Here is a 16,867-nt window from a genome sequence, read left to right on the forward strand (position 1 = left end):
GCTGTAGGTGGTGCCTTCCAGCTCGACGCGGCCACCGACGACGGTGCCGTTGTCCAGCACGCCGCGGATGTTGAACCAGATTTCGGCGTCCTGGCCGAGGGCCTGGGCGCTCTGGTCGGTCTGAGCCGGCTTGTCGCGGTCCTGGACCTTGTAGAAGGAGGTGTAGTAACCGCCGACGGTCACGCCGACCGGCACTTCCTTGGTCTGGGCGTTCGCAGCACCGGCGACCATCAGGCCGGCAGCCGCCACGAGCGCGGTTTGCAGAAGCAGCGTCTTCTTCATGTTCCTCTTTCCTCTCCCACCGGGATTTGGGTTTGCAGTGCCGGCCGCCGGGTAACAGGCGACGGACAATGAACAGTCAGCCTTGCAGAGCCGATTGATCGTCAGGGATGAAGCCACCGCCGGCATGCAAGTGTCAATGAAAGCGGAATTTTCCAGCACCGATTTGCAATCCGTGTTGCATTACCGCCACAGTGGCGTTTCATTTTTGCGATCCCTGCGGCCGGCCAATGGCTTAGCCGATCCGGCCCGGCCTGTCGCCGCAACCGCCGATTCGCGTCCCGGTCAGCCCTGCTGCCGGATGAACCGGTAGGCGCAGCCGGGTTCCGGCCGGCCCTGCTCCACCCGCAGGGTGGCGGCTTCGGCCTGTGCCACGGCAAATCCGGCGGCCGCGGCGCAGGCCCGGATATAGGCGTCGGTCTGCCGGAACCGCCCGGTCGGCATCAGCTGCACCGGCGGCGCCTCGGGCGGCCCCAGCTCGATCGTGCAGAGAATCTCGCCATTATCTGTAAGATTTTGATAAGAAAGAGAGAAAAACCCCTCCAGACGGCCGATATAGATGAAGACATCGGTCGACAGGATCGCGTCGTAGCGGGCCGGCGGCCGGCGCAGGAAGGCATGCACCTCGGCCTTGTAGAGATGGTCGTAGACGCCGCGGCGGGCGGCCTGGCCCAGCATGCGCGGCGCCAGGTCCAGTCCGTCCAGCCGGTGTGCATAGGGCCGGAAAACCGGCCCGTTCAGCCCGGTCCCGCAGCCAAGGTCGAGGATTGCCCGGGCCGGCTGCGGCGCCCAGGCCGCCGCGGCCAGGGCGGCGATCATCTGCGGACCCCGGTACCCGAGGGCCGCCAGATGCGCATCGAAACTGTCGGCATGGCCGTCGAAGACCCAGAGCACATAATCGTCCGGGGCCCGGTCAGGCAGGCGGTCGCCGGCCAGCATGTCGACCATGTGCCGGATTGCCCCCGAATCGGGCAGCAGGGCCGCCGCCCGCCGGAACGCCGCCAGCGCCTGGTCGGCCTGCTGCAGGTCGAGCTGGCACTGGCCCAGCCCCAGCCAGGCCGGCGCATGGTCGCCTCTTTCCAGAATCCGCCGGTAAATGGCCGCAGCCTCGGCCGGACGGCCGGAGGTCTGGGCCGCCCAGGCCTGCTGGAGCAGACTGTCGAGGACAGGGGGAACGGGCGCCATCGCCAGACGGATTAAGGCTTTCCCCGGTTGCCGGCAATGGTCCCGGCCGGCGGCTGGCGATTGGCGCCACGGTGCAAACTATGGTATCCCAGCCCGGCCCAATAGCATCAGGCCGGTAACAGTGCCAGGAGGAGGCCGTATGGCTGCTCTGCGTCCGATTTCGCTTCGCTTCCGACTGCCGGTCCTGCCGGCCTGCGCGGCTGCCGCGCTGCTGCTTGGCCTGGCCGGCTGCACTGCGCCCGATGACGGCGAGACCAAGACCTATTTCCCGGAAAAGAACCAGTACGGCACCTACGACCCGGCCCCCCAGAACGAACGCCAGACGGTATTCGGCGGAGGTGGCCTGAACATCCTGGGCAGCGGCAACAAGAAGCCGGAGCAGGGCGGCGGCGGCGGCATCGGCGTCAACAGCTTCCTGTGGCGCGCCTCGCTGGACACCATTGCCTTCATGCCGCTGGCTTCGGCCGATCCCTTCGGCGGCGTCATCATCACCGACTGGTACACGCCACCGCAGACGCCGAACGAGCGCCTGAAGGTGACGGTCTACATCCTCGACCGCGCCCTGCGCGCCGACGGCCTGCGGGTCAGCGTGTTCCGCCAGGCCCGGCAGGGCGACACCTGGATCGACCAGCCGACCACGCCCAACACCGCGGCCAACATGGAAAACGCCATCCTGCAGCGTGCCCGCGAGTTCCGCATGGAAACGGAAGCGCGCCGCTGATTTCCCCAGTTCCGGCCGCGCTGCCCGCCGGGCGGCCGGCGCACCAGTGACAACGGAAGCGTAGATGTCCCGCTACAACGCCAAGGCGGTCGAAAACAAGTGGCAGCAGACCTGGACCGAGCGCCAGGCTTTCCGCGCCGAAGCCGATCCCGCCCGTCCGAAATACTATGTCCTCGAGATGTTTCCCTATCCCTCGGGGCGCATCCATATGGGCCATGTGCGCAACTACACGCTGGGCGACGTGGTCGCCCGCTACAAGCGGGCACGTGGCTTCAACGTGCTGCATCCGATGGGCTGGGACGCCTTCGGCCTGCCGGCGGAAAACGCCGCCCAGGAAAAGAAGGTGCATCCCGCCGCCTGGACCTACGACAACATCGCCAACATGCGCGCCGAACTGCAGCGCATGGGCCTGTCGCTGGACTGGAGCCGCGAGCTGGCCACCTGCCACCCGGGCTATTACCGGCATCAGCAGAAGCTGTTCCTCGACTTCCTCAAGGCCGGCCTGATCTACCGCCGCGAGAGCTTCGTCAACTGGGATCCGGTCGACATGACCGTGCTGGCCAACGAGCAGGTGATCGACGGCCGCGGCTGGCGCTCCGGCGCCGTGGTCGAGCGGCGCAAGCTGTCGCAGTGGTTCCTGAAGATCACCGCCTATGCCGACGATCTGCTGCAGACCCTGCAGGACGGCCTGCAGCGCTGGCCCGAGCGGGTCAAGCTGATGCAGCAGAACTGGATCGGCAAGTCGGAAGGGGCGCGCTTTGCCTTCGCCCTGAAAGACCGCACCGATCGCATCGAGGTCTATTCGACCCGGCCCGACACGCTGTTCGGCGCCAGTTTCGTCGCCATCTCGGCCGACCATCCACTGGCCGCGGAAGCCGCGAAGAACGATCCGAAGCTTGCCGCCTTCATCGAGGAATGCCGGCAGAGCGGCACGGCGGAAGCCGAGCTGGAAAAGGCCGAGAAGAAGGGGTACCGGATTCCGCTCGATGCGATCCATCCCTTCGACCCGGCCTGGACCCTGCCGGTCTATGTGGCGAATTTCGTGCTGATGGAATACGGCACCGGCGCCATTTTCGGCTGCCCCGGCCATGACCAGCGCGACCTCGACTTCGCCCGCAAATACGGTCTGCCGGTCAGGGCCGTGGTCGCGCCCCGGGAAAGCGTCAAGGCGGGCCAGCCGGCGCCCGAGATCGGCACCGAAGCCTATGTCGACACCGACAACACGGTGGCGATCAACTCGGGATTCCTCGACGGCCTCGACGTCACCGCCGCCAAGCGCGCCGCCATTGCGAAGCTGGAGGAGATGAAGGCCGGCGAGGGCACCGTCACCTTCCGCCTGCGCGACTGGGGCGTGTCGCGACAGCGCTACTGGGGCTGCCCGATCCCGGTGATCCACTGCGATGCCTGTGGCATCGTGCCGGTGCCGGAAGCCGACCTGCCGGTGCTGCTGCCCGAAGATGTCAGCTTCGACCGGCCCGGCAATCCGCTCGATCACCACCCGACCTGGAAACATGTCGACTGCCCGTCCTGCGGCAAGGCCGCGCGGCGCGAGACCGATACCTGCGACACCTTCGTGGACAGTTCGTGGTATTTCGCCCGCTTCTGCAGTCCGCGCGCCGACCAGGCGATGGTGAAGGCGGAGGTCGATTACTGGCTGCCGGTCGACCAGTATATCGGCGGCATCGAGCATGCCATCCTGCACCTGCTGTATTCGCGCTTCTTCACCCGCGCGCTGCGCGACACCGGCCATGTCAGCCTGCCTGACGGCGAGCCGTTTGCCGGCCTGTTTACCCAGGGCATGGTCTGCCACGAGACCTACCGGGACGCCAAGGGCGCCTGGCTGCTGCCTTCGGAGGTAAAGAAAGATGGCGGCCAGACCGTGCATCTGCATACCGGTGCGCCGGTCACGGTGGGCCGCACCGAGAAAATGTCGAAGTCGAAGAAGAATGTCATCGACCCCGGCCTGATCATCGACACCTACGGCGCCGATACCGCACGCTGGTTCATGCTGTCCGACAGCCCGCCGGAACGCGACCTCGAATGGACCGAATCCGGGGTGGCCGGGGCCTGGCGCTTCACCCAGCGCCTGTGGCGCCTGGTGGCCGAACCGGCCGGCCCGATCGCGGCCCGCAATGCCGCCCGGCCGGCCGACTGGCCGGAAGCGGCACTGGCCCTGCGCCGCGCCCTGCACAAGACGGTGGCGGCGCTGACCCAGGATCTCGAGCAGTTCCACTTCAACAAGGCGGTTGCCCGCATCCACGAATTCGCCAACCTGCTGGAAGGCGTGAAGGGCGACGATGCCGCCACCGCCTGGGCCCGGCGTGAAGCACTGGAGATGCTGGCCGGCCTGATCGGCCCGATGGTGCCGCATCTGGCCGAGGAAATCTGGCAGACGCTGGGCAATGACGGCCTGCTGCTGGACCAGCCCTGGCCGCAGGCCGATGCCGCACTGGCCCGCGACGACACCGTAACCATAGCCGTGCAGGTGGCCGGCAAGCTGCGCGCCACCCTGGAAGTCGCCCGCGACATGGCGCAGGCCGAGCTCGAGAATCTCGCACTCGCCAACGACAACGTGCAGCGCGCCATCGACGGCAAGCCGGTCCGCAAGGTGATCGTCGTGCCGAACCGGATCGTCAATGTCGTGGTCTAGGGCCGCATCGATCCTGCTGCTGGGCGCGGCCCTCGCCGGCTGCGGCTTCCAGCCGCTGTACCGGCAGGGCGGTGCCGGCCAGACCGTGATCGCGGAATTTGCCGATATCGCCATCCGGCAACCGGACGACCGGCGCGACCAGCTGCTGCGCGACCAGCTGCTCGACATGCTGACCCCGCGCGGCACTCCATCGCGGCCGCGCTACCTGCTGGAATACAAGATCACCGAATCGATCGGGGCGGTATTCACCACGCGCAGCGAAGAAATCACCCGCAATAATATGAACGTCACCGTGGTCTACATGCTGCGCGAGTACGAGAGCGGCACGGCGCTCAGTGCGATCAACACCTCGACCTACGCCTCCTACAATCTGACGGTGGCCGATTATGCCAACCTGATCAGCGAGAAGAATGCCCGCGAGCGCGCCCTGCGCGATTCCGCGGAACAGCTGCGCATCCGGCTGGCCAATTTCTTCCAGCAGCGACCCGACCTGAAGGCCAAGGCGAAAGCGGAGGCCGAGGCCGAAGCGGCAAGGCGGGCCGGACAACCGGGCGGTTATGAAGCTCCAGGCACGCGACGCTGAGGCTTTTGTCCGCAAGCCGCGGCCCGGAATCCGCGCCGTCCTGCTGTTCGGCAGCGATGCCGGCCTGATCCGCGAACGCGCCAAGGCCATCGCCCGCAGCGCCGTCGAGGATCTCTCCGATCCCTTCCGCGTCGCCACCCTGACCGGCGCGCAGCTGCAGGAAGATCCCGCCCGGCTGGCCGACGAAGCCGCCGCCATCGCGCTGACCGGTGGCCGCCGCGTCGTCATGGTCGCCGGCGCCGGTGACCGCCTGGCCAAGCTGTTCCAGGGCTTCCTCGATGATGCGCCGGGCGACGCGCTGGTGGTGGTGGAGGCCGGCGAACTGGCGGCGCGTTCCAGCCTGCGCGGCGCCTTCGAGGCATCGGAAATTGCCGCAGCCATCGGCTGCTATGCTGACGATGCCCGCGCCCTGCACGGTCTGATCGAGGAGATGGTGGCCGAGGCTGGCAAGCGCATCGTGCCGGAAGCCGTATCGTGGCTGGCCGACAATCTCGGCACCGACCGCATGGTCACCCGCGGCGAGATCGCCAAGCTGCTGCTGTACAAGGGCGACGAGGCGACGCCGATCAGCGTGGATGACTGCGAGGCCGTGGTCGGCGACAGTGCCACGCTGTTTCTCGATGATGCCGCTTTCGCCGCCTTCGGCGGCGATTTCGCTGCCCTGACCGATGCGCTGACCCGCTGCGAAAGCGCCGGCGAATCGCCGGTGGCGATCCTGCGGGTGGCCCAGAAGCATGGCCAGAAACTGCATCTCGCTGCCGCACAGACGGAAGCCGGCAACCGCATCGACCCGGCACGGCTGGGCGTGCACTGGACCCGCAAGGCCGGCTTCGAGCGGCAGATGCGGCAATGGTCGGCAGCGCGACTGATGCGGGCGCTGGAAATCCTCACCGATGCCGAACTGACGGCAAAAAGCACCGGCATGCCCGCGGCAGCCGCCTGCGGCGACGCGCTGCTGCGCATCGCCCGCGCTGCGCGCGTCACGCGATAAACTGGGCTGCGCGCGTCGCGCGATAAACTGGGGCTGCGCCAGTAAGCGCTAGCTGCCGAAATCGAGCAATGCCGCGGCGCCGCCCTCGCCGCCGGCAATCAGCCAGCGGCCATCGGATGTCCAGGCCAGCGACGTGACCGGCGCAGCACCGACCTGCTCCAGCTCGATGCTCGATTCATCGGCCAGCCGGCCGAGCCTGAGCCGGCCATCGGCATGGCCCGAAGCGACGAGGCCGTGGCGCGGATGGAAGGCAACGGCGGTGACCAGTGCGCCATGACTGAGTTCCACCGGCTTCGAGCCCATCGGGCCCTTGCCGCGGCAATCCCACACCACCACCACATCGGCACCCGAGGTGGCGAGCCAGCGGCCGTCGCGCGACCAGCTCAGGCCCTTCGGCTTGGCCGGATAGCCGCTCATGCGCATGTCGGCGCCGTCGGCCAGACGCCAGCCATGCAGCTCGTTTTCCTGCGTCGCCGTCATCACGAACCGGCCATCGCCCGACCAGGTGACCGCGACATGCGAGCCCTTCCAGGCCAGCCGCTTGGGCGGCTGGGCCTCTGCCTTGGCCCACCACAGGGTGACGCCGCCGTAATGCGCCGCCACCACGCGCTTGCCCTTCGGGTTGAAGGCGATTCCGGTGACCGTGCTGGGATGGTCCTCCCAGACGGCAATCTCGCGGCCATCGGCCTTCAGCAGGCCGACCCGCTTGCCGGCGGCATAGGCCACCAGACTGTCCCGGGTCGCGCCATTATCGGCGACAACGACATGCTCGACCCACTTGCGCGGCACATTGGCCAGTTCCTCGGCCGAGCCATCGACGGCGGTGCGCATCAGCCTGCCGTCGTCGCCGCCGGACAGGAAGCCTTCGCCATCGGGCGCGGCCGCCAGCGCCAGCAGCGCCGCGTCCGGATGCACGATCAGGCGCCGGGTATTCGATGCCTCGGGGTCATCGAACGGCCGCAATGCAATGGAGCCGTCGCCCAGCCCGAAGCCGGCCATGCCAGCAGCTTCCGCCGCCGCCACGCCGACCACGCCGGCCTGGAACTGCCACAGATACGCGCGGAAACCGACCTGGGTGGCGCCGGCCTGGGTCGCAGCGGCCTGGGCCGCGTCAGGCGCGGCAGGCATCGAAACCCTGCTGCAGTTTCGCGGCATCGAGATCGCGACCGATGAAGACCAACCGCGAGACATGTTTCTCGCCGTCATGCCACGGCCGCTGGAAATCGCCATCCTTGATCATGTGCACGGCCTGGAACACAAAGCGCTTGTCGGCCCCCTTGAAATCGAGGATGCCCTTGCTGCGCAGGATGTTCTGCCCCTGGCTGGCCAGCAGCTCGCCGATCCAGGCATCGAACTTGCGCGCGTCGATCGGCGCATCGGCGATCAGCGACACGCTTTTCACCGTCACGTCATGCTCGTGGTCATGGCCGCAATGTTCGTCATGCACATGGCCCGGCTCGCCATGGGCCGGATTATGGCCATGATGATGGTGAGCATGGCCGTGATCGTGGTCATGATGGTCGTGGCCGCAATGCTCGTCATGCACGTGGCCCGGCTCGCCATGGGCGGGGTTCTTCTTCAGGAAGTCCGGTTCCAGGCTGACGATGCGGTCGAGATCGAAGGCGCCGCGGTCCAGCACCTTGTCGAGCGCCACGTCGCATTTGGTCGCATGATGGATCGGTGCGTATTTGTTGACGGCACGGATGCGCGCCTCGACATCGGCCAGCTCGGCCGGCGAGACCAGATCGGTCTTGTTCAGCACGATCACGTCGGCGAAGGCCAGCTGCTCTTCCGCTTCCCGGCTGTCCTTCAGCCGGGCCGGCAGATGGCGGGCGTCGACCACGGTGACGATGGAATCGAGCTTGGCGCGGCGGGCGACCTCGTCATCGACGAAGAAGGTCTGCGCCACCGGGCCGGGATCGGCCAGGCCGGTGGTTTCGACGATGATGGCATCGAAGCGGTCCCGGCGCTTCATCAGCCCCTCGATGATGCGGATCAGATCGCCGCGCACGGTGCAGCAGATGCAGCCGTTATTCATCTCGAAGACTTCCTCGTCGGCATCCACCACGAGGTCGTTGTCGATGCCGATCTCGCCGAACTCGTTGATGATCACGGCATATTTCTTGCCATGCGGCTCGGTGAGGATACGGTTCAGCAGGGTGGTCTTGCCGGCGCCGAGATAGCCGGTCAGAACGGTGACCGGCGTCTGCGCAGACTCTTGGCTCGCCGGGGATGACTGGGTCATAAGCGGATACTCCGAATGGCCGGGGCATGCTAGGAATGGCCCCAACATAGTGAGCCGACCGCCGGAGTCCAGTGCCGGGGCCGGCAACCGCAACGGGAGGCCGTCATGGCCGCGGAAACCGCAAATTTCAGCCGTATCAGCCTCGACAGCCCGCTCGGCCCGCTGACCGTCAGCGCACAAGGCGGCGCCATCACCGCGGTCGACTGGGGGCGGCAGGCCGGCCGGCCGGAAACCGGGCCGACCGGCGCAGAGCGGGCCCTGCTGGCCGAGGCAGGACGGCAGCTCGCCGCCTTCTTCGCCGACGGGCGGTTCCGCTTTGATCTGCCGCTGGCCCCCCGGGGCAGCGCTTTCCAGCGCGCGGTCTGGGATTACATGCTGGCCATCCCGGCGGGCGAGACCCGGACCTATGGCGACTGCGCCGCCGCGCTGGCCTCTGCAGGGTCTGTCGAGGCCCCAGTCGGCAGAACATTGGCTGGCAGCAGCTCCGCGGCCCAGGCGGTGGGCGGTGCCTGCGGCGCCAATCCGATCCCGCTGATCATCCCCTGCCACCGCATCCTGGCCGCCGGCGGCCGGCCCGGCGGTTATTCCGGCCGCGGCGGGCTTGTCACCAAACGCTGGCTGCTGGAGCATGAAGGCGCCTGGCAGCCCGAACGGCAGGGCAGCCTGTTTGCCTGAACCTGCCGGCGGTTGATCGCCGCGCCGCCCTGCCGCTAGAGTCCCTCCGCCCGCGGAACGCAGACACAAACAGGAGGGAACCATGGCCCGCAAGATCGAGATCAAGGCCCATGACGGCGGCAGCTTTTCCGCCTATCTGGCCGAACCGGCTGCCGGCCAGGCCGCCAGGGGCGGCCCCGGCATCCTCGTCATCCAGGAAATTTTCGGCGTCAACAAGGTGATGCGCGACATCTGCGACGGCCTGGCCGCGCAGGGTTATGTTGCCCTCTGTCCCGACCTGTTCTGGCGCCAGGAGCCCGGCGTCGACATCACCGACCAGAGCAAGGCGGAATGGGACAAGGCCTTCGCCCTGTTCGGTGGCTTCAACCTCGATCTGGGCATCGAGGATCTGAAATCCTCGCTGGCGACCCTGCGCAAGCTGCCCGGCACCGGCAAGGTCGGCACGGTCGGCTACTGCCTCGGCGGCCGGCTGGCCTATCTGATGGCCTGCCGCAGCGACGTGGATGCGGCGGTCGGCTATTACGGCGTGATGCTGCAGGATCACCTCGACGAAGCGAAAAACATTAAAAAGCCGCTGCTGCTGCATTGTGCGACCGAAGACAAGTTCGTGCCCAAGGATGCCCAGGCGAAGATCGCCGAGGCGCTGAAGGCCTATCCGCTGGTCACCCGCCACGATTACCAGGGCAATGACCATGCCTTCGCCCGCATCGGCGGCGAGCATTACGACAAGGCGGCTGCCGATCTCGCCAACCAGCGTACCGCCGCCTTCTTCAAGCAGCATCTGGCCTGATCCGGCCGCAGAGACAAGGAACACAGCCCATGGCGCATGCCATCCGCATCCACGAGAACGGCGGCCCCGAAGTCATGAAATGGGAGCAAGTCGAGGTCGGCGATCCCGGTCCCGGCCAGATCCGCATCAAGGCAACGGCCGCCGGCCTCAACTACATCGACACCTATCACCGCTCCGGCTTGTACAAGCTGCCATTGCCGCTGACCATCGGCATGGAAGGCGCCGGCAGCGTGACCGCGGTGGGCAGCGGCGTGACCGACATCAAGGTGGGCGACCGCGTCGCCTATGCCTCAGCGCCACTCGGTTCCTATGCCGAGGAACGCCTGATGCAGGCCGACCGCTGCGTGGTGCTGCCCGACGGGATCAGCGACCAGCAGGCGGCCGGCATGATGCTGAAGGGCATGACCACCGAATATCTCGTGCGCCGCACCTACCAGATCAAGCCGGGCGACACCGTGCTGTTCCATGCCGCCGCCGGCGGCGTCGGCCTGATCTTCGGCCAGTGGGCCAAGGCGCTGGGCGCCACGGTGATCGGCACGGTCGGCGACGCCCAGAAGGCAGAGCTGGCCCGCGCCCATGGCTATGACCATGTGATCAACTACCGCACGGACAATTTTGTCGAGCGGGTGAAGGAAATCACCGGAGGCGCCGGCCTGCCGGTGGTCTATGACGGCGTCGGCAAGGATACCTGGCCCGCCTCGCTGGACTGCCTGCGGCCCTTCGGCCTGATGGTCAGCTTCGGCAATGCCTCGGGCCCGGTGCCGCCCTTCGATGTCGGCATGCTGGCCGGCAAGGGTTCGCTGTATGTCACCCGGCCGACCCTGGTGACCTACACGGCCAAGCGCGCCGATCTCGTCGGTTCGGCCAACGCGCTGTTCGACGTGGTCATGTCCGGCAAGGTGAAGATCGAGATCAAGCAGACCTATGCCATGAAGGATGCCGTGAAGGCGCATCAGGATCTCGAGGCGCGCAAGACCACCGGCTCGACCCTGCTGGTGCCCTGAACCGGCCGGTAACGGGATGCCCCTTCCGTCATGGCGGCGGCCATGGCATTGTCCGCCGCCATGACGGAAATCCTGAACATCGCCGCCGGCAACCTGCTGTCCCCGATGATCCTGGCCTTTGCGCTGGGCGTGGCGGCGGCACTTTTGCGGTCGGACCTGGAAATTCCCGAGGGCGCCGCCAAGGCGCTGGCGATCTACCTGATGTTCGCCATCGGCTTCAAGGGCGGCGTGGCGATGCATTCCGCCAGCGGCCTCGCCCTGCTGTGGGCGGTGGTCGTGGCTTTCGGCCTGAGCGCCCTGCTGCCGCTGCTCGCCTTTGGCCTGCTGCGCGGGGTCTGGCGGCAGAACCGCACCGACGCGGCGGCCATTGCCGCCCATTACGGCTCGATCAGCATCGTCACCTTCGTCACCGCGACCGAGTTCCTGCGCAGCCAGGGTATTGCCTATGAAGGCTATCTCGTCGCCATGACGGCGGTGATGGAGACTCCCGCGATTCTTGTCGGCCTGCTGCTGGCCGGGCGCCAGATGCAGCCGGGCAGCAGCGAACGCGGTACCCTGCTGCGCGAGGTGCTGGTCAACGGCTCGGTGGTGCTGCTGGTCGGCGGCTTCGCGATCGGCTGGATCACCGGCGATGCCGGCCTGGCCAAGATCAGGCCTTTCGTCAGCGACCTGTTCAATGGGGCGCTGTGCATCTTCCTGCTTGATATGGGCCTTGTGGCCGTGCGCCAGGGCCGCACCGCCCGCCGCTTCCCGCGCGCGCTGATCCTGTTCGGACTGGTCATGCCGCTGCTGGGCGCGGTCTTCGGCTTCGGCGGCGCCGCCCTGCTCGGGCTTGGCACCGGCGGGGCCATGCTGCTGGCGGTGCTGGCGGCCTCGGCCTCGTATATTGCCGTGCCGGCCGCCATGCGCCTCGCGCTGCCGGCCGCCAATCCGTCGCTGTCGGTGACGCTGGCACTGGCGATCACCTTCCCCTTCAACGTCGCCATCGGCCTGCCGCTGTATCTGGTGGTGGCGCAACGCCTGTTCGGAGGATGACGCGATGACCGGCCATCCGCGCAAGAAGATCGAGATCATCGTCGAATCGCCCCTGCAGCGCGCCGTGCTCGACTGGCTCGGCCAGCAGGGCGTGAAGGGCTGGAGCCTGCTGCCGCGGGTGATCGGCGGTGGCGAACATGGCGAGCGCAGCGGCGACGACATCACCCGCGCCTTCGACAATGTGATGATCGTTGCCGTCGCCGCCGAGCCGGTGGCCCGCGAAGTGCTGGACCAGTTCCACCAGCGTTTCACCAATGCGGTGGCCATCGTCTACATTTCCGACGTGGAAGTGGCCCGGCCGGGCCGGTTCTGAATGAGCGAGGCCACACCCGCCCGGCAGGCCCGCGCCGTCGCCCGCGCCTGCCGCACCGCCACCCTGGCCACACTGATGGCCAGCAGCGGCAACGGCAGCGGTCATCCCCATGCGTCGCTGGTGCTGGTCGCCTTCGATCTCGATGCCAGCCCGCTGCTGCTGATTTCGCAGCTGGCCGATCACACCAGGAACATCCTGGCCGACGACCGCGTCTCGCTGCTCTGCGACGGCACGGCGGGACTGGCCGAGCCGCTGACCGGCCCGCGCGCCAGTCTGCAGGGCCGTGCCGAAAAGACCGAGGATCCGCGACATCGCGCCCGGTTCCTCGCGCGCCATCCCGGTGCGGCGATGTATGCCGGCTTCGGCGATTTCGGCTTCTGGCGCATCCATGTCGAGCACGCCCATCTGGTCGCCGGCTTCGGCCGCATCCACTGGTGCGACGATTATCCCTATGCCGGCGACTGCGCGGCGCTGGCCGCGGCCGAGGCGGATATCCTGCAGCACATGAATGCCGACCACGCCGATGCGGTGCAGCTCTATGCGGCGAAACTGCTCGGGCGGACAGGCAGCGGCTGGCGGCTCTGCGGCATCGACCCGGAGGGCTGCGACCTGATCCGCGGTGACGGGGAAGAGACGGGAGATGGCCCCGAACTGGCCCGCCTGCCCTTCGGCCGGCCGGTCACCGATGCGGAGAGTGCCCGCGCCGAACTGGTGCGGCTGGTGAAACAGGCCCGCGGCGCCTGAACGGGCCGGCGGATCGTCAGAATGACAGGTTTTCCAGAAGCTTGTCGGTCGGAAACTGGTCGGTCGGGGCCGGCCCGGCAATGCCCCATTCTGCCGGACCGGCCACGAACCCCGTCACGACCAGCTAGAGTGACGGGGCCGACCTAACTTACCGCGGGTGACCGCGATGGCCCTGAGTATATGCGAATGATTTTCAGTTACAAGTCCGATCTGGCCTTCCGTGGAAAATTTTTATCGGCGCCGCCGGACGGACTACACTGCCGCCGGTTCCGGAGGGCCCCCACGGCATGAGCATGCGCAATCCGGCCGCCCAGAAGCCGGTTACGGCCGGGCAGGTCCTGCGGCCGCGGCTGCAGCGTCTGGTGGATTACTGGCAGGCGGCCCGTCATGGCCGTCGCCTGCCCGGTCGCGCCGATATCGATCCGCTGCAGATGCCGTGGATCCTGGGCGACCTGTCGCTGGCAGAGGTGCATCGCCAGGCCGGCGGCGGCTTTCGCTTCCGTTTCCGCCTGGTCGGCAGCCGGGTGGCCGAGCGGCTGAGCGCCGATTTCACCGGCAAGTGGCTGGACGAACTGCCGTCCCCCGATTACGGCCGGCATGTCGCCGCCGCCTTCGGCGAGGTGATTGCGGCCCGCAGCCCGTTCATCGAGCATCTCGACATGGTGATCGACGGTCGCCTGCGTGACTACGACGTGCTGCGGCTGCCGCTGGCCGCCGATGGCGAAACCGTCGACATGGTGATGACGGCCGTGGATTTCGGCGACAGCTGAGCACCCCGGCATTCAGCCGTGCAGCTTCAGGCCCTTCACGGCCCTGTCGACCGCCCGGCGCGGCCCATGCAGGGCCAGCCCCGCCCAGACCTGGCTGTCGGCCTCGCCCTCGGCAAAGACGGCGCGGTTGGCGGCATCATGGCCGGTGGCGAACATTGCTTCGATATAGGGAGCAATCTCGAGGCCGCCCTCACGGGCACGGATATAGGTCCGGCGCAGGCCGTCGAGCGTGGCAGCGAAGACCAGCACCGGCTGGCCGAAAAGCGGCGTATGGCCGCGGCCTATGGCATCGGCATAGGGCTGGCCGATGGTTTCCGGTCGGGCGGCGGCGATGCCGCTGGCCAGGAAGGCGGTGACATTCAGCTTCTGCCAGACGGCGAGGTCGTCGCGCACCACGACGGCGATCTTGGTCTCGAACACGGCATCCTCTCGAACATTGCAGGGATGCCGAGGGTGCCGGTCAGGGCGTGGCGATGTCTGGAAGATTTGTGCAGGCCCGGCGATAGGCTGCCGGCGTCATGCCGAAGGCGCGGCGGAACCAGCGGCCCAGATGACTCTGGTCGGCGAAACCGACGGCGGCCGCGGCATCGGCCGGCGTCGCCCCCTGCGCCAGCAGCTGCCGGGCCCGGTTCAGCCGCCGCTGCACGAGATAGGCATGCGGCGCGAGACCATAGGCGGTCTGGAAACTGCGGTGCAGCCGGAAGCGGTCGGTGCCGGCAAGCGCGGCCAGCCGGTCGAGACCGAGATCCTCGTCGAGATGCGCCTCGATGGCATCGCGGATCCGGGCCGCGATGCGCGGATGCCGGCCCGGTACCGCCGCCCCCCGGCCGCCATGCCGCAGCAGATGGGCCACCACGGCATCCAGCGCCGCATCGCGATGCATGCGGCTGTCGGGCGCGGCGATCTGGCGGGTGGCGGCAAAGACCGCGGCGGCCAGCGCCGGACTGTCCTCCAGCACCCGGGGGAAATCGAACAGGCCGGGCCCGATGCTGCGGCCGGCACAGATGCCGGCCGCCTGCAGCAGCCAGGCCGGATCGAAATACAGCATGCTGTAGGTGAAGCCGCCGTCGTCGCCGGCCTCGCCGTCATGGGTCTCGCCCGGCTCCATCAGGATCACCCGGCCCGGCCGGCTGTGCTGCCACTGGCGGCGATAGCGGAAATGCTGCCGCCCCTGCTCGGTGACGCCGACCAGCACCTGGTCATGGAAATGCGGGTCATAGGCGCGGGCATGGAACGCGGCGCGCACCATCTCGGTGCCGCTGCCGGGATCGCGGGCGAACTGGAACCAGTCGTCGGGATGCGCCATGCCGCCAGTATAGCGCAGGCCCCGCCCTGCAGGAACAGGACGGCGCCGGACGCGACCGGTGCCAGACGGGCGATGCCGAAAACAGAACGGGCGGGGTCTGCGCCCCGCCCGTGCCGGGTAACCCGAGGTCTGCCCTCAGGTATTCATCGAATCGAAGAAATCCGCATTGGTCTTGGCATGCTTGAGCTTGTCGAGCAGGAATTCCATCGCGTCCTGGCCGCCCATCGGCATGAGGATGCGGCGCAGGACCCACATCTTGGCCAGCACGCCCTTGTCGACCAGCAGCTCTTCCTTGCGGGTGCCCGACTTGGTGATGTCGATGGCCGGGAAGGTGCGCTTGTCCGACAGCTTGCGGTCGAGGATGATTTCCGAATTGCCGGTGCCCTTGAACTCCTCGAAGATCACCTCGTCCATGCGGCTGCCGGTATCGATCAGCGCGGTGGCGATGATGGTCAGCGAGCCGCCCTCCTCGATATTGCGGGCAGCACCGAAGAAGCGCTTCGGCCGCTGCAGCGCATTGGCATCGACACCGCCGGTCAGCACCTTGCCCGAAGACGGCACCACGGTGTTGTAGGCACGGGCGAGACGGGTGATCGAGTCGAGCAGGATGACGACATCGCGCTTGTGCTCAACCAGGCGCTTGGCCTTTTCCAGCACCATCTCGGTGACCTGCACGTGCCGGCTGGCTGGCTCGTCGAAGGTGGATGAGATCACCTCGCCCTTCACCGTGCGCTGCATGTCGGTGACTTCTTCCGGGCGCTCGTCGATCAGCAAAACGATCAGGTAGACTTCCGGATGATTGGCGCTGATCGCATGCGCGATATTCTGCAGCAGCATGGTCTTGCCGGTGCGCGGCGGCGCCACGATCAGGGCACGCTGGCCCTTGCCCTGCGGCGAGATCAGATCGATCACGCGCGACGAGATGTCCTTCTTCGGCGCCGCGATGATCTTCTCGCGCCGGCCGCCTTCGCCGCGCGACTTGATCACCGGGGTCTTCGCCGCCTTGGCCGGCGCCTCGGCGGCGGGCGCCGCGGGCTCTTCCGTGTAGGGCAGTTCCATCTTCAGCCGCTCGGTCGGATAGAGCGGCGTCAGATTGTCGAAATGCACCTTGTGGCGGCTGTTCTCGGGGTCTTCGTAGTTGATCGTGTTGACCTTGAGCAGCGCGAAATAGCGTTCGCCGTCCTTCGGCGCGCGGATCGTGCCCTCGACGGTGTCGCCGGTGCGCAGGCCAAAACGGCGGATCTGGTTCGGGCTGACATAGATGTCGTCGGGACCGGCCAGGTAATTCGCCTCGGCCGAGCGCAGGAAGCCGAAGCCGTCCTGCAGCACCTCCAGTACGCCCTCGCCAGTGATCTCCACCTCTTTCTCGGCCAGCTGCTTGAGAATGGCGAACATCATGTCCTGCTTGCGCAGGGTGTTGGCATTCTCGATCTGCAGCTCTTCGGCGAAAGCCAGCAGATCGGTCGGGGATTTGGATTTCAGTTCCTGCAGATTCATCGGCGGACTCGCGGACTCGGCTGAATGGCTATCGGGGGGATTGGGCGCCGCATCGGGACATCAACGCAGCTGCCGGGTG

18 protein-coding genes are annotated in these 16,867 nt (G+C 67.4%); 11 read left to right on the plus strand and 7 right to left on the minus strand.

The features are described from left to right. Positions 1-282, minus strand: a 282-nt coding sequence (locus ACEQZY_RS00165) for a porin (protein ID WP_370151470.1), incomplete at its 3' end; no start/stop codon positions are given. Between the two features lie 282 nt (positions 283-564). Next, positions 565-1,464 (minus strand): methyltransferase domain-containing protein, encoded by a 900-nt coding sequence (locus tag ACEQZY_RS00170; RefSeq protein ID WP_370151472.1) that lies wholly within the window; start codon positions 1,462-1,464, stop codon positions 565-567. A 139-nt stretch (positions 1,465-1,603) separates the two neighbouring features. Between ACEQZY_RS00170 and ACEQZY_RS00175 the strand changes: the two genes are divergently transcribed. The 4 genes from ACEQZY_RS00175 to holA all read left to right on the plus strand — a co-directional run bounded on the left by ACEQZY_RS00175 (position 1,604) and on the right by holA (position 6,409). After that, complete coding sequence (locus ACEQZY_RS00175; RefSeq protein ID WP_341703699.1) at positions 1,604-2,185, plus strand: DUF3576 domain-containing protein; 582 nt, start codon at positions 1,604-1,606, stop codon at positions 2,183-2,185. A 64-nt stretch (positions 2,186-2,249) separates the two neighbouring features. Next, the gene (gene leuS, locus ACEQZY_RS00180) at positions 2,250-4,835 is read left to right on the plus strand and encodes a leucine--tRNA ligase (protein WP_370151474.1); all 2,586 of its coding nucleotides are present in this window, start codon (positions 2,250-2,252) and stop codon (positions 4,833-4,835) included. Then, a complete protein-coding gene (locus ACEQZY_RS00185) occupies positions 4,822-5,418 on the plus strand; it encodes a hypothetical protein (RefSeq protein WP_341703701.1) in 597 nt (198 codons plus the stop codon). The genes leuS and ACEQZY_RS00185 overlap by 14 nt, the downstream gene beginning before the upstream one ends. After that, positions 5,393-6,409 carry a DNA polymerase III subunit delta gene (holA, locus tag ACEQZY_RS00190; protein WP_370151476.1) on the plus strand — a complete coding sequence of 339 codons (1,017 nt, stop codon included), beginning with the start codon at positions 5,393-5,395 and terminating at the stop codon, positions 6,407-6,409. Before ACEQZY_RS00185 ends, holA begins: the two co-directional genes overlap by 26 nt. Before the next feature lie 48 nt (positions 6,410-6,457). On the opposite strand, the gene ACEQZY_RS00195 is transcribed toward holA, so the two are convergent. Both ACEQZY_RS00195 and ACEQZY_RS00200 read right to left on the minus strand, forming a co-directional pair. Then, a complete protein-coding gene (locus ACEQZY_RS00195) occupies positions 6,458-7,537 on the minus strand; it encodes a WD40 repeat domain-containing protein (RefSeq protein ID WP_370151479.1) in 1,080 nt (359 codons plus the stop codon). Beyond that, entirely contained in the window at positions 7,521-8,654 is a 1,134-nt protein-coding gene (locus tag ACEQZY_RS00200; protein WP_341703705.1) for a GTP-binding protein, read from the minus strand. The genes ACEQZY_RS00195 and ACEQZY_RS00200 overlap by 17 nt, the downstream gene beginning before the upstream one ends. Before the next feature lie 105 nt (positions 8,655-8,759). On the opposite strand from ACEQZY_RS00200, the gene ACEQZY_RS00205 reads away from it, so the two are divergent. The 7 genes from ACEQZY_RS00205 (at position 8,760) to ACEQZY_RS00235 (ending at position 13,985) form a co-directional block, all read left to right on the plus strand. Continuing rightward, on the plus strand, positions 8,760-9,329 hold the full coding sequence (locus tag ACEQZY_RS00205) for a methylated-DNA--[protein]-cysteine S-methyltransferase (protein WP_370151481.1): 570 nt from the start codon (positions 8,760-8,762) through the stop codon (positions 9,327-9,329). Positions 9,330-9,411: 82 nt separating this feature from the next. Further along, positions 9,412-10,119 (plus strand): dienelactone hydrolase family protein, encoded by a 708-nt coding sequence (locus ACEQZY_RS00210; protein WP_341703707.1) that lies wholly within the window; start codon positions 9,412-9,414, stop codon positions 10,117-10,119. 29 nt (positions 10,120-10,148) lie between these two features. Then, positions 10,149-11,123: a quinone oxidoreductase gene (locus ACEQZY_RS00215; protein WP_370151484.1), complete on the plus strand. Its 975-nt coding sequence runs from the start codon at positions 10,149-10,151 to the stop codon at positions 11,121-11,123. A gap of 30 nt (positions 11,124-11,153) precedes the next feature. Further along, positions 11,154-12,158 carry a sodium-dependent bicarbonate transport family permease gene (locus ACEQZY_RS00220; protein ID WP_341703709.1) on the plus strand — a complete coding sequence of 335 codons (1,005 nt, stop codon included), beginning with the start codon at positions 11,154-11,156 and terminating at the stop codon, positions 12,156-12,158. A gap of 4 nt (positions 12,159-12,162) precedes the next feature. Beyond that, positions 12,163-12,471: a P-II family nitrogen regulator gene (locus ACEQZY_RS00225; protein WP_341703710.1), complete on the plus strand. Its 309-nt coding sequence runs from the start codon at positions 12,163-12,165 to the stop codon at positions 12,469-12,471. Beyond that, on the plus strand, positions 12,472-13,215 hold the full coding sequence (locus tag ACEQZY_RS00230) for a DUF2470 domain-containing protein (protein ID WP_341703711.1): 744 nt from the start codon (positions 12,472-12,474) through the stop codon (positions 13,213-13,215). It abuts the gene before it with no gap. Positions 13,216-13,502: 287 nt separating this feature from the next. Further along, on the plus strand, positions 13,503-13,985 hold the full coding sequence (locus ACEQZY_RS00235; RefSeq protein ID WP_341703712.1) for a PAS domain-containing protein: 483 nt from the start codon (positions 13,503-13,505) through the stop codon (positions 13,983-13,985). A 12-nt stretch (positions 13,986-13,997) separates the two neighbouring features. Here the strand turns inward: ACEQZY_RS00235 and ACEQZY_RS00240 are convergent, their stop codons facing one another. From ACEQZY_RS00240 to rho, 3 genes are all read right to left on the minus strand, one after another. Next, the gene (locus ACEQZY_RS00240; RefSeq protein WP_341703713.1) at positions 13,998-14,405 is read right to left on the minus strand and encodes a DUF2000 family protein; all 408 of its coding nucleotides are present in this window, start codon (positions 14,403-14,405) and stop codon (positions 13,998-14,000) included. A 40-nt stretch (positions 14,406-14,445) separates the two neighbouring features. Continuing rightward, positions 14,446-15,291 carry an AraC family ligand binding domain-containing protein gene (locus ACEQZY_RS00245; RefSeq protein ID WP_370151487.1) on the minus strand — a complete coding sequence of 282 codons (846 nt, stop codon included), beginning with the start codon at positions 15,289-15,291 and terminating at the stop codon, positions 14,446-14,448. Positions 15,292-15,426: 135 nt separating this feature from the next. Continuing rightward, positions 15,427-16,788 carry a transcription termination factor Rho gene (gene rho, locus ACEQZY_RS00250; protein ID WP_341703715.1) on the minus strand — a complete coding sequence of 454 codons (1,362 nt, stop codon included), beginning with the start codon at positions 16,786-16,788 and terminating at the stop codon, positions 15,427-15,429. Between the last annotated feature and the right edge of the window lie 79 nt (positions 16,789-16,867).

The sequence above is a fragment of the Ferrovibrio sp. genome, assembly GCF_964218355.1.
Taxonomy (GTDB): Bacteria; Pseudomonadota; Alphaproteobacteria; order Ferrovibrionales; family Ferrovibrionaceae; genus Ferrovibrio.

Bases quoted from the DNA above. Each gene is read 5' to 3' on its own strand.
- rho (WP_341703715.1), bottom strand. From the start codon at position 16,788: ATGAATCTGCAGGAACTGAAATCCAAATCCCCGACCGATCTGCTGGCT.
- ACEQZY_RS00230 (WP_341703711.1), top strand. From the start codon at position 12,472: ATGAGCGAGGCCACACCCGCCCGGCAGGCCCGCGCCGTCGCCCGCGCC.
- ACEQZY_RS00185 (WP_341703701.1), top strand. From the start codon at position 4,822: ATGTCGTGGTCTAGGGCCGCATCGATCCTGCTGCTGGGCGCGGCCCTC.
- ACEQZY_RS00205 (WP_370151481.1), top strand. From the start codon at position 8,760: ATGGCCGCGGAAACCGCAAATTTCAGCCGTATCAGCCTCGACAGCCCG.
- ACEQZY_RS00215 (WP_370151484.1), top strand. From the start codon at position 10,149: ATGGCGCATGCCATCCGCATCCACGAGAACGGCGGCCCCGAAGTCATG.
- ACEQZY_RS00220 (WP_341703709.1), top strand. From the start codon at position 11,154: ATGGCGGCGGCCATGGCATTGTCCGCCGCCATGACGGAAATCCTGAAC.
- ACEQZY_RS00245 (WP_370151487.1), bottom strand. From the start codon at position 15,291: ATGGCGCATCCCGACGACTGGTTCCAGTTCGCCCGCGATCCCGGCAGC.
- ACEQZY_RS00195 (WP_370151479.1), bottom strand. From the start codon at position 7,537: ATGCCTGCCGCGCCTGACGCGGCCCAGGCCGCTGCGACCCAGGCCGGC.
- holA (WP_370151476.1), top strand. From the start codon at position 5,393: ATGAAGCTCCAGGCACGCGACGCTGAGGCTTTTGTCCGCAAGCCGCGG.
- ACEQZY_RS00210 (WP_341703707.1), top strand. From the start codon at position 9,412: ATGGCCCGCAAGATCGAGATCAAGGCCCATGACGGCGGCAGCTTTTCC.
- ACEQZY_RS00175 (WP_341703699.1), top strand. From the start codon at position 1,604: ATGGCTGCTCTGCGTCCGATTTCGCTTCGCTTCCGACTGCCGGTCCTG.
- ACEQZY_RS00200 (WP_341703705.1), bottom strand. From the start codon at position 8,654: ATGACCCAGTCATCCCCGGCGAGCCAAGAGTCTGCGCAGACGCCGGTC.
- ACEQZY_RS00235 (WP_341703712.1), top strand. From the start codon at position 13,503: ATGAGCATGCGCAATCCGGCCGCCCAGAAGCCGGTTACGGCCGGGCAG.
- leuS (WP_370151474.1), top strand. From the start codon at position 2,250: ATGTCCCGCTACAACGCCAAGGCGGTCGAAAACAAGTGGCAGCAGACC.
- ACEQZY_RS00170 (WP_370151472.1), bottom strand. From the start codon at position 1,464: ATGGCGCCCGTTCCCCCTGTCCTCGACAGTCTGCTCCAGCAGGCCTGG.
- ACEQZY_RS00225 (WP_341703710.1), top strand. From the start codon at position 12,163: ATGACCGGCCATCCGCGCAAGAAGATCGAGATCATCGTCGAATCGCCC.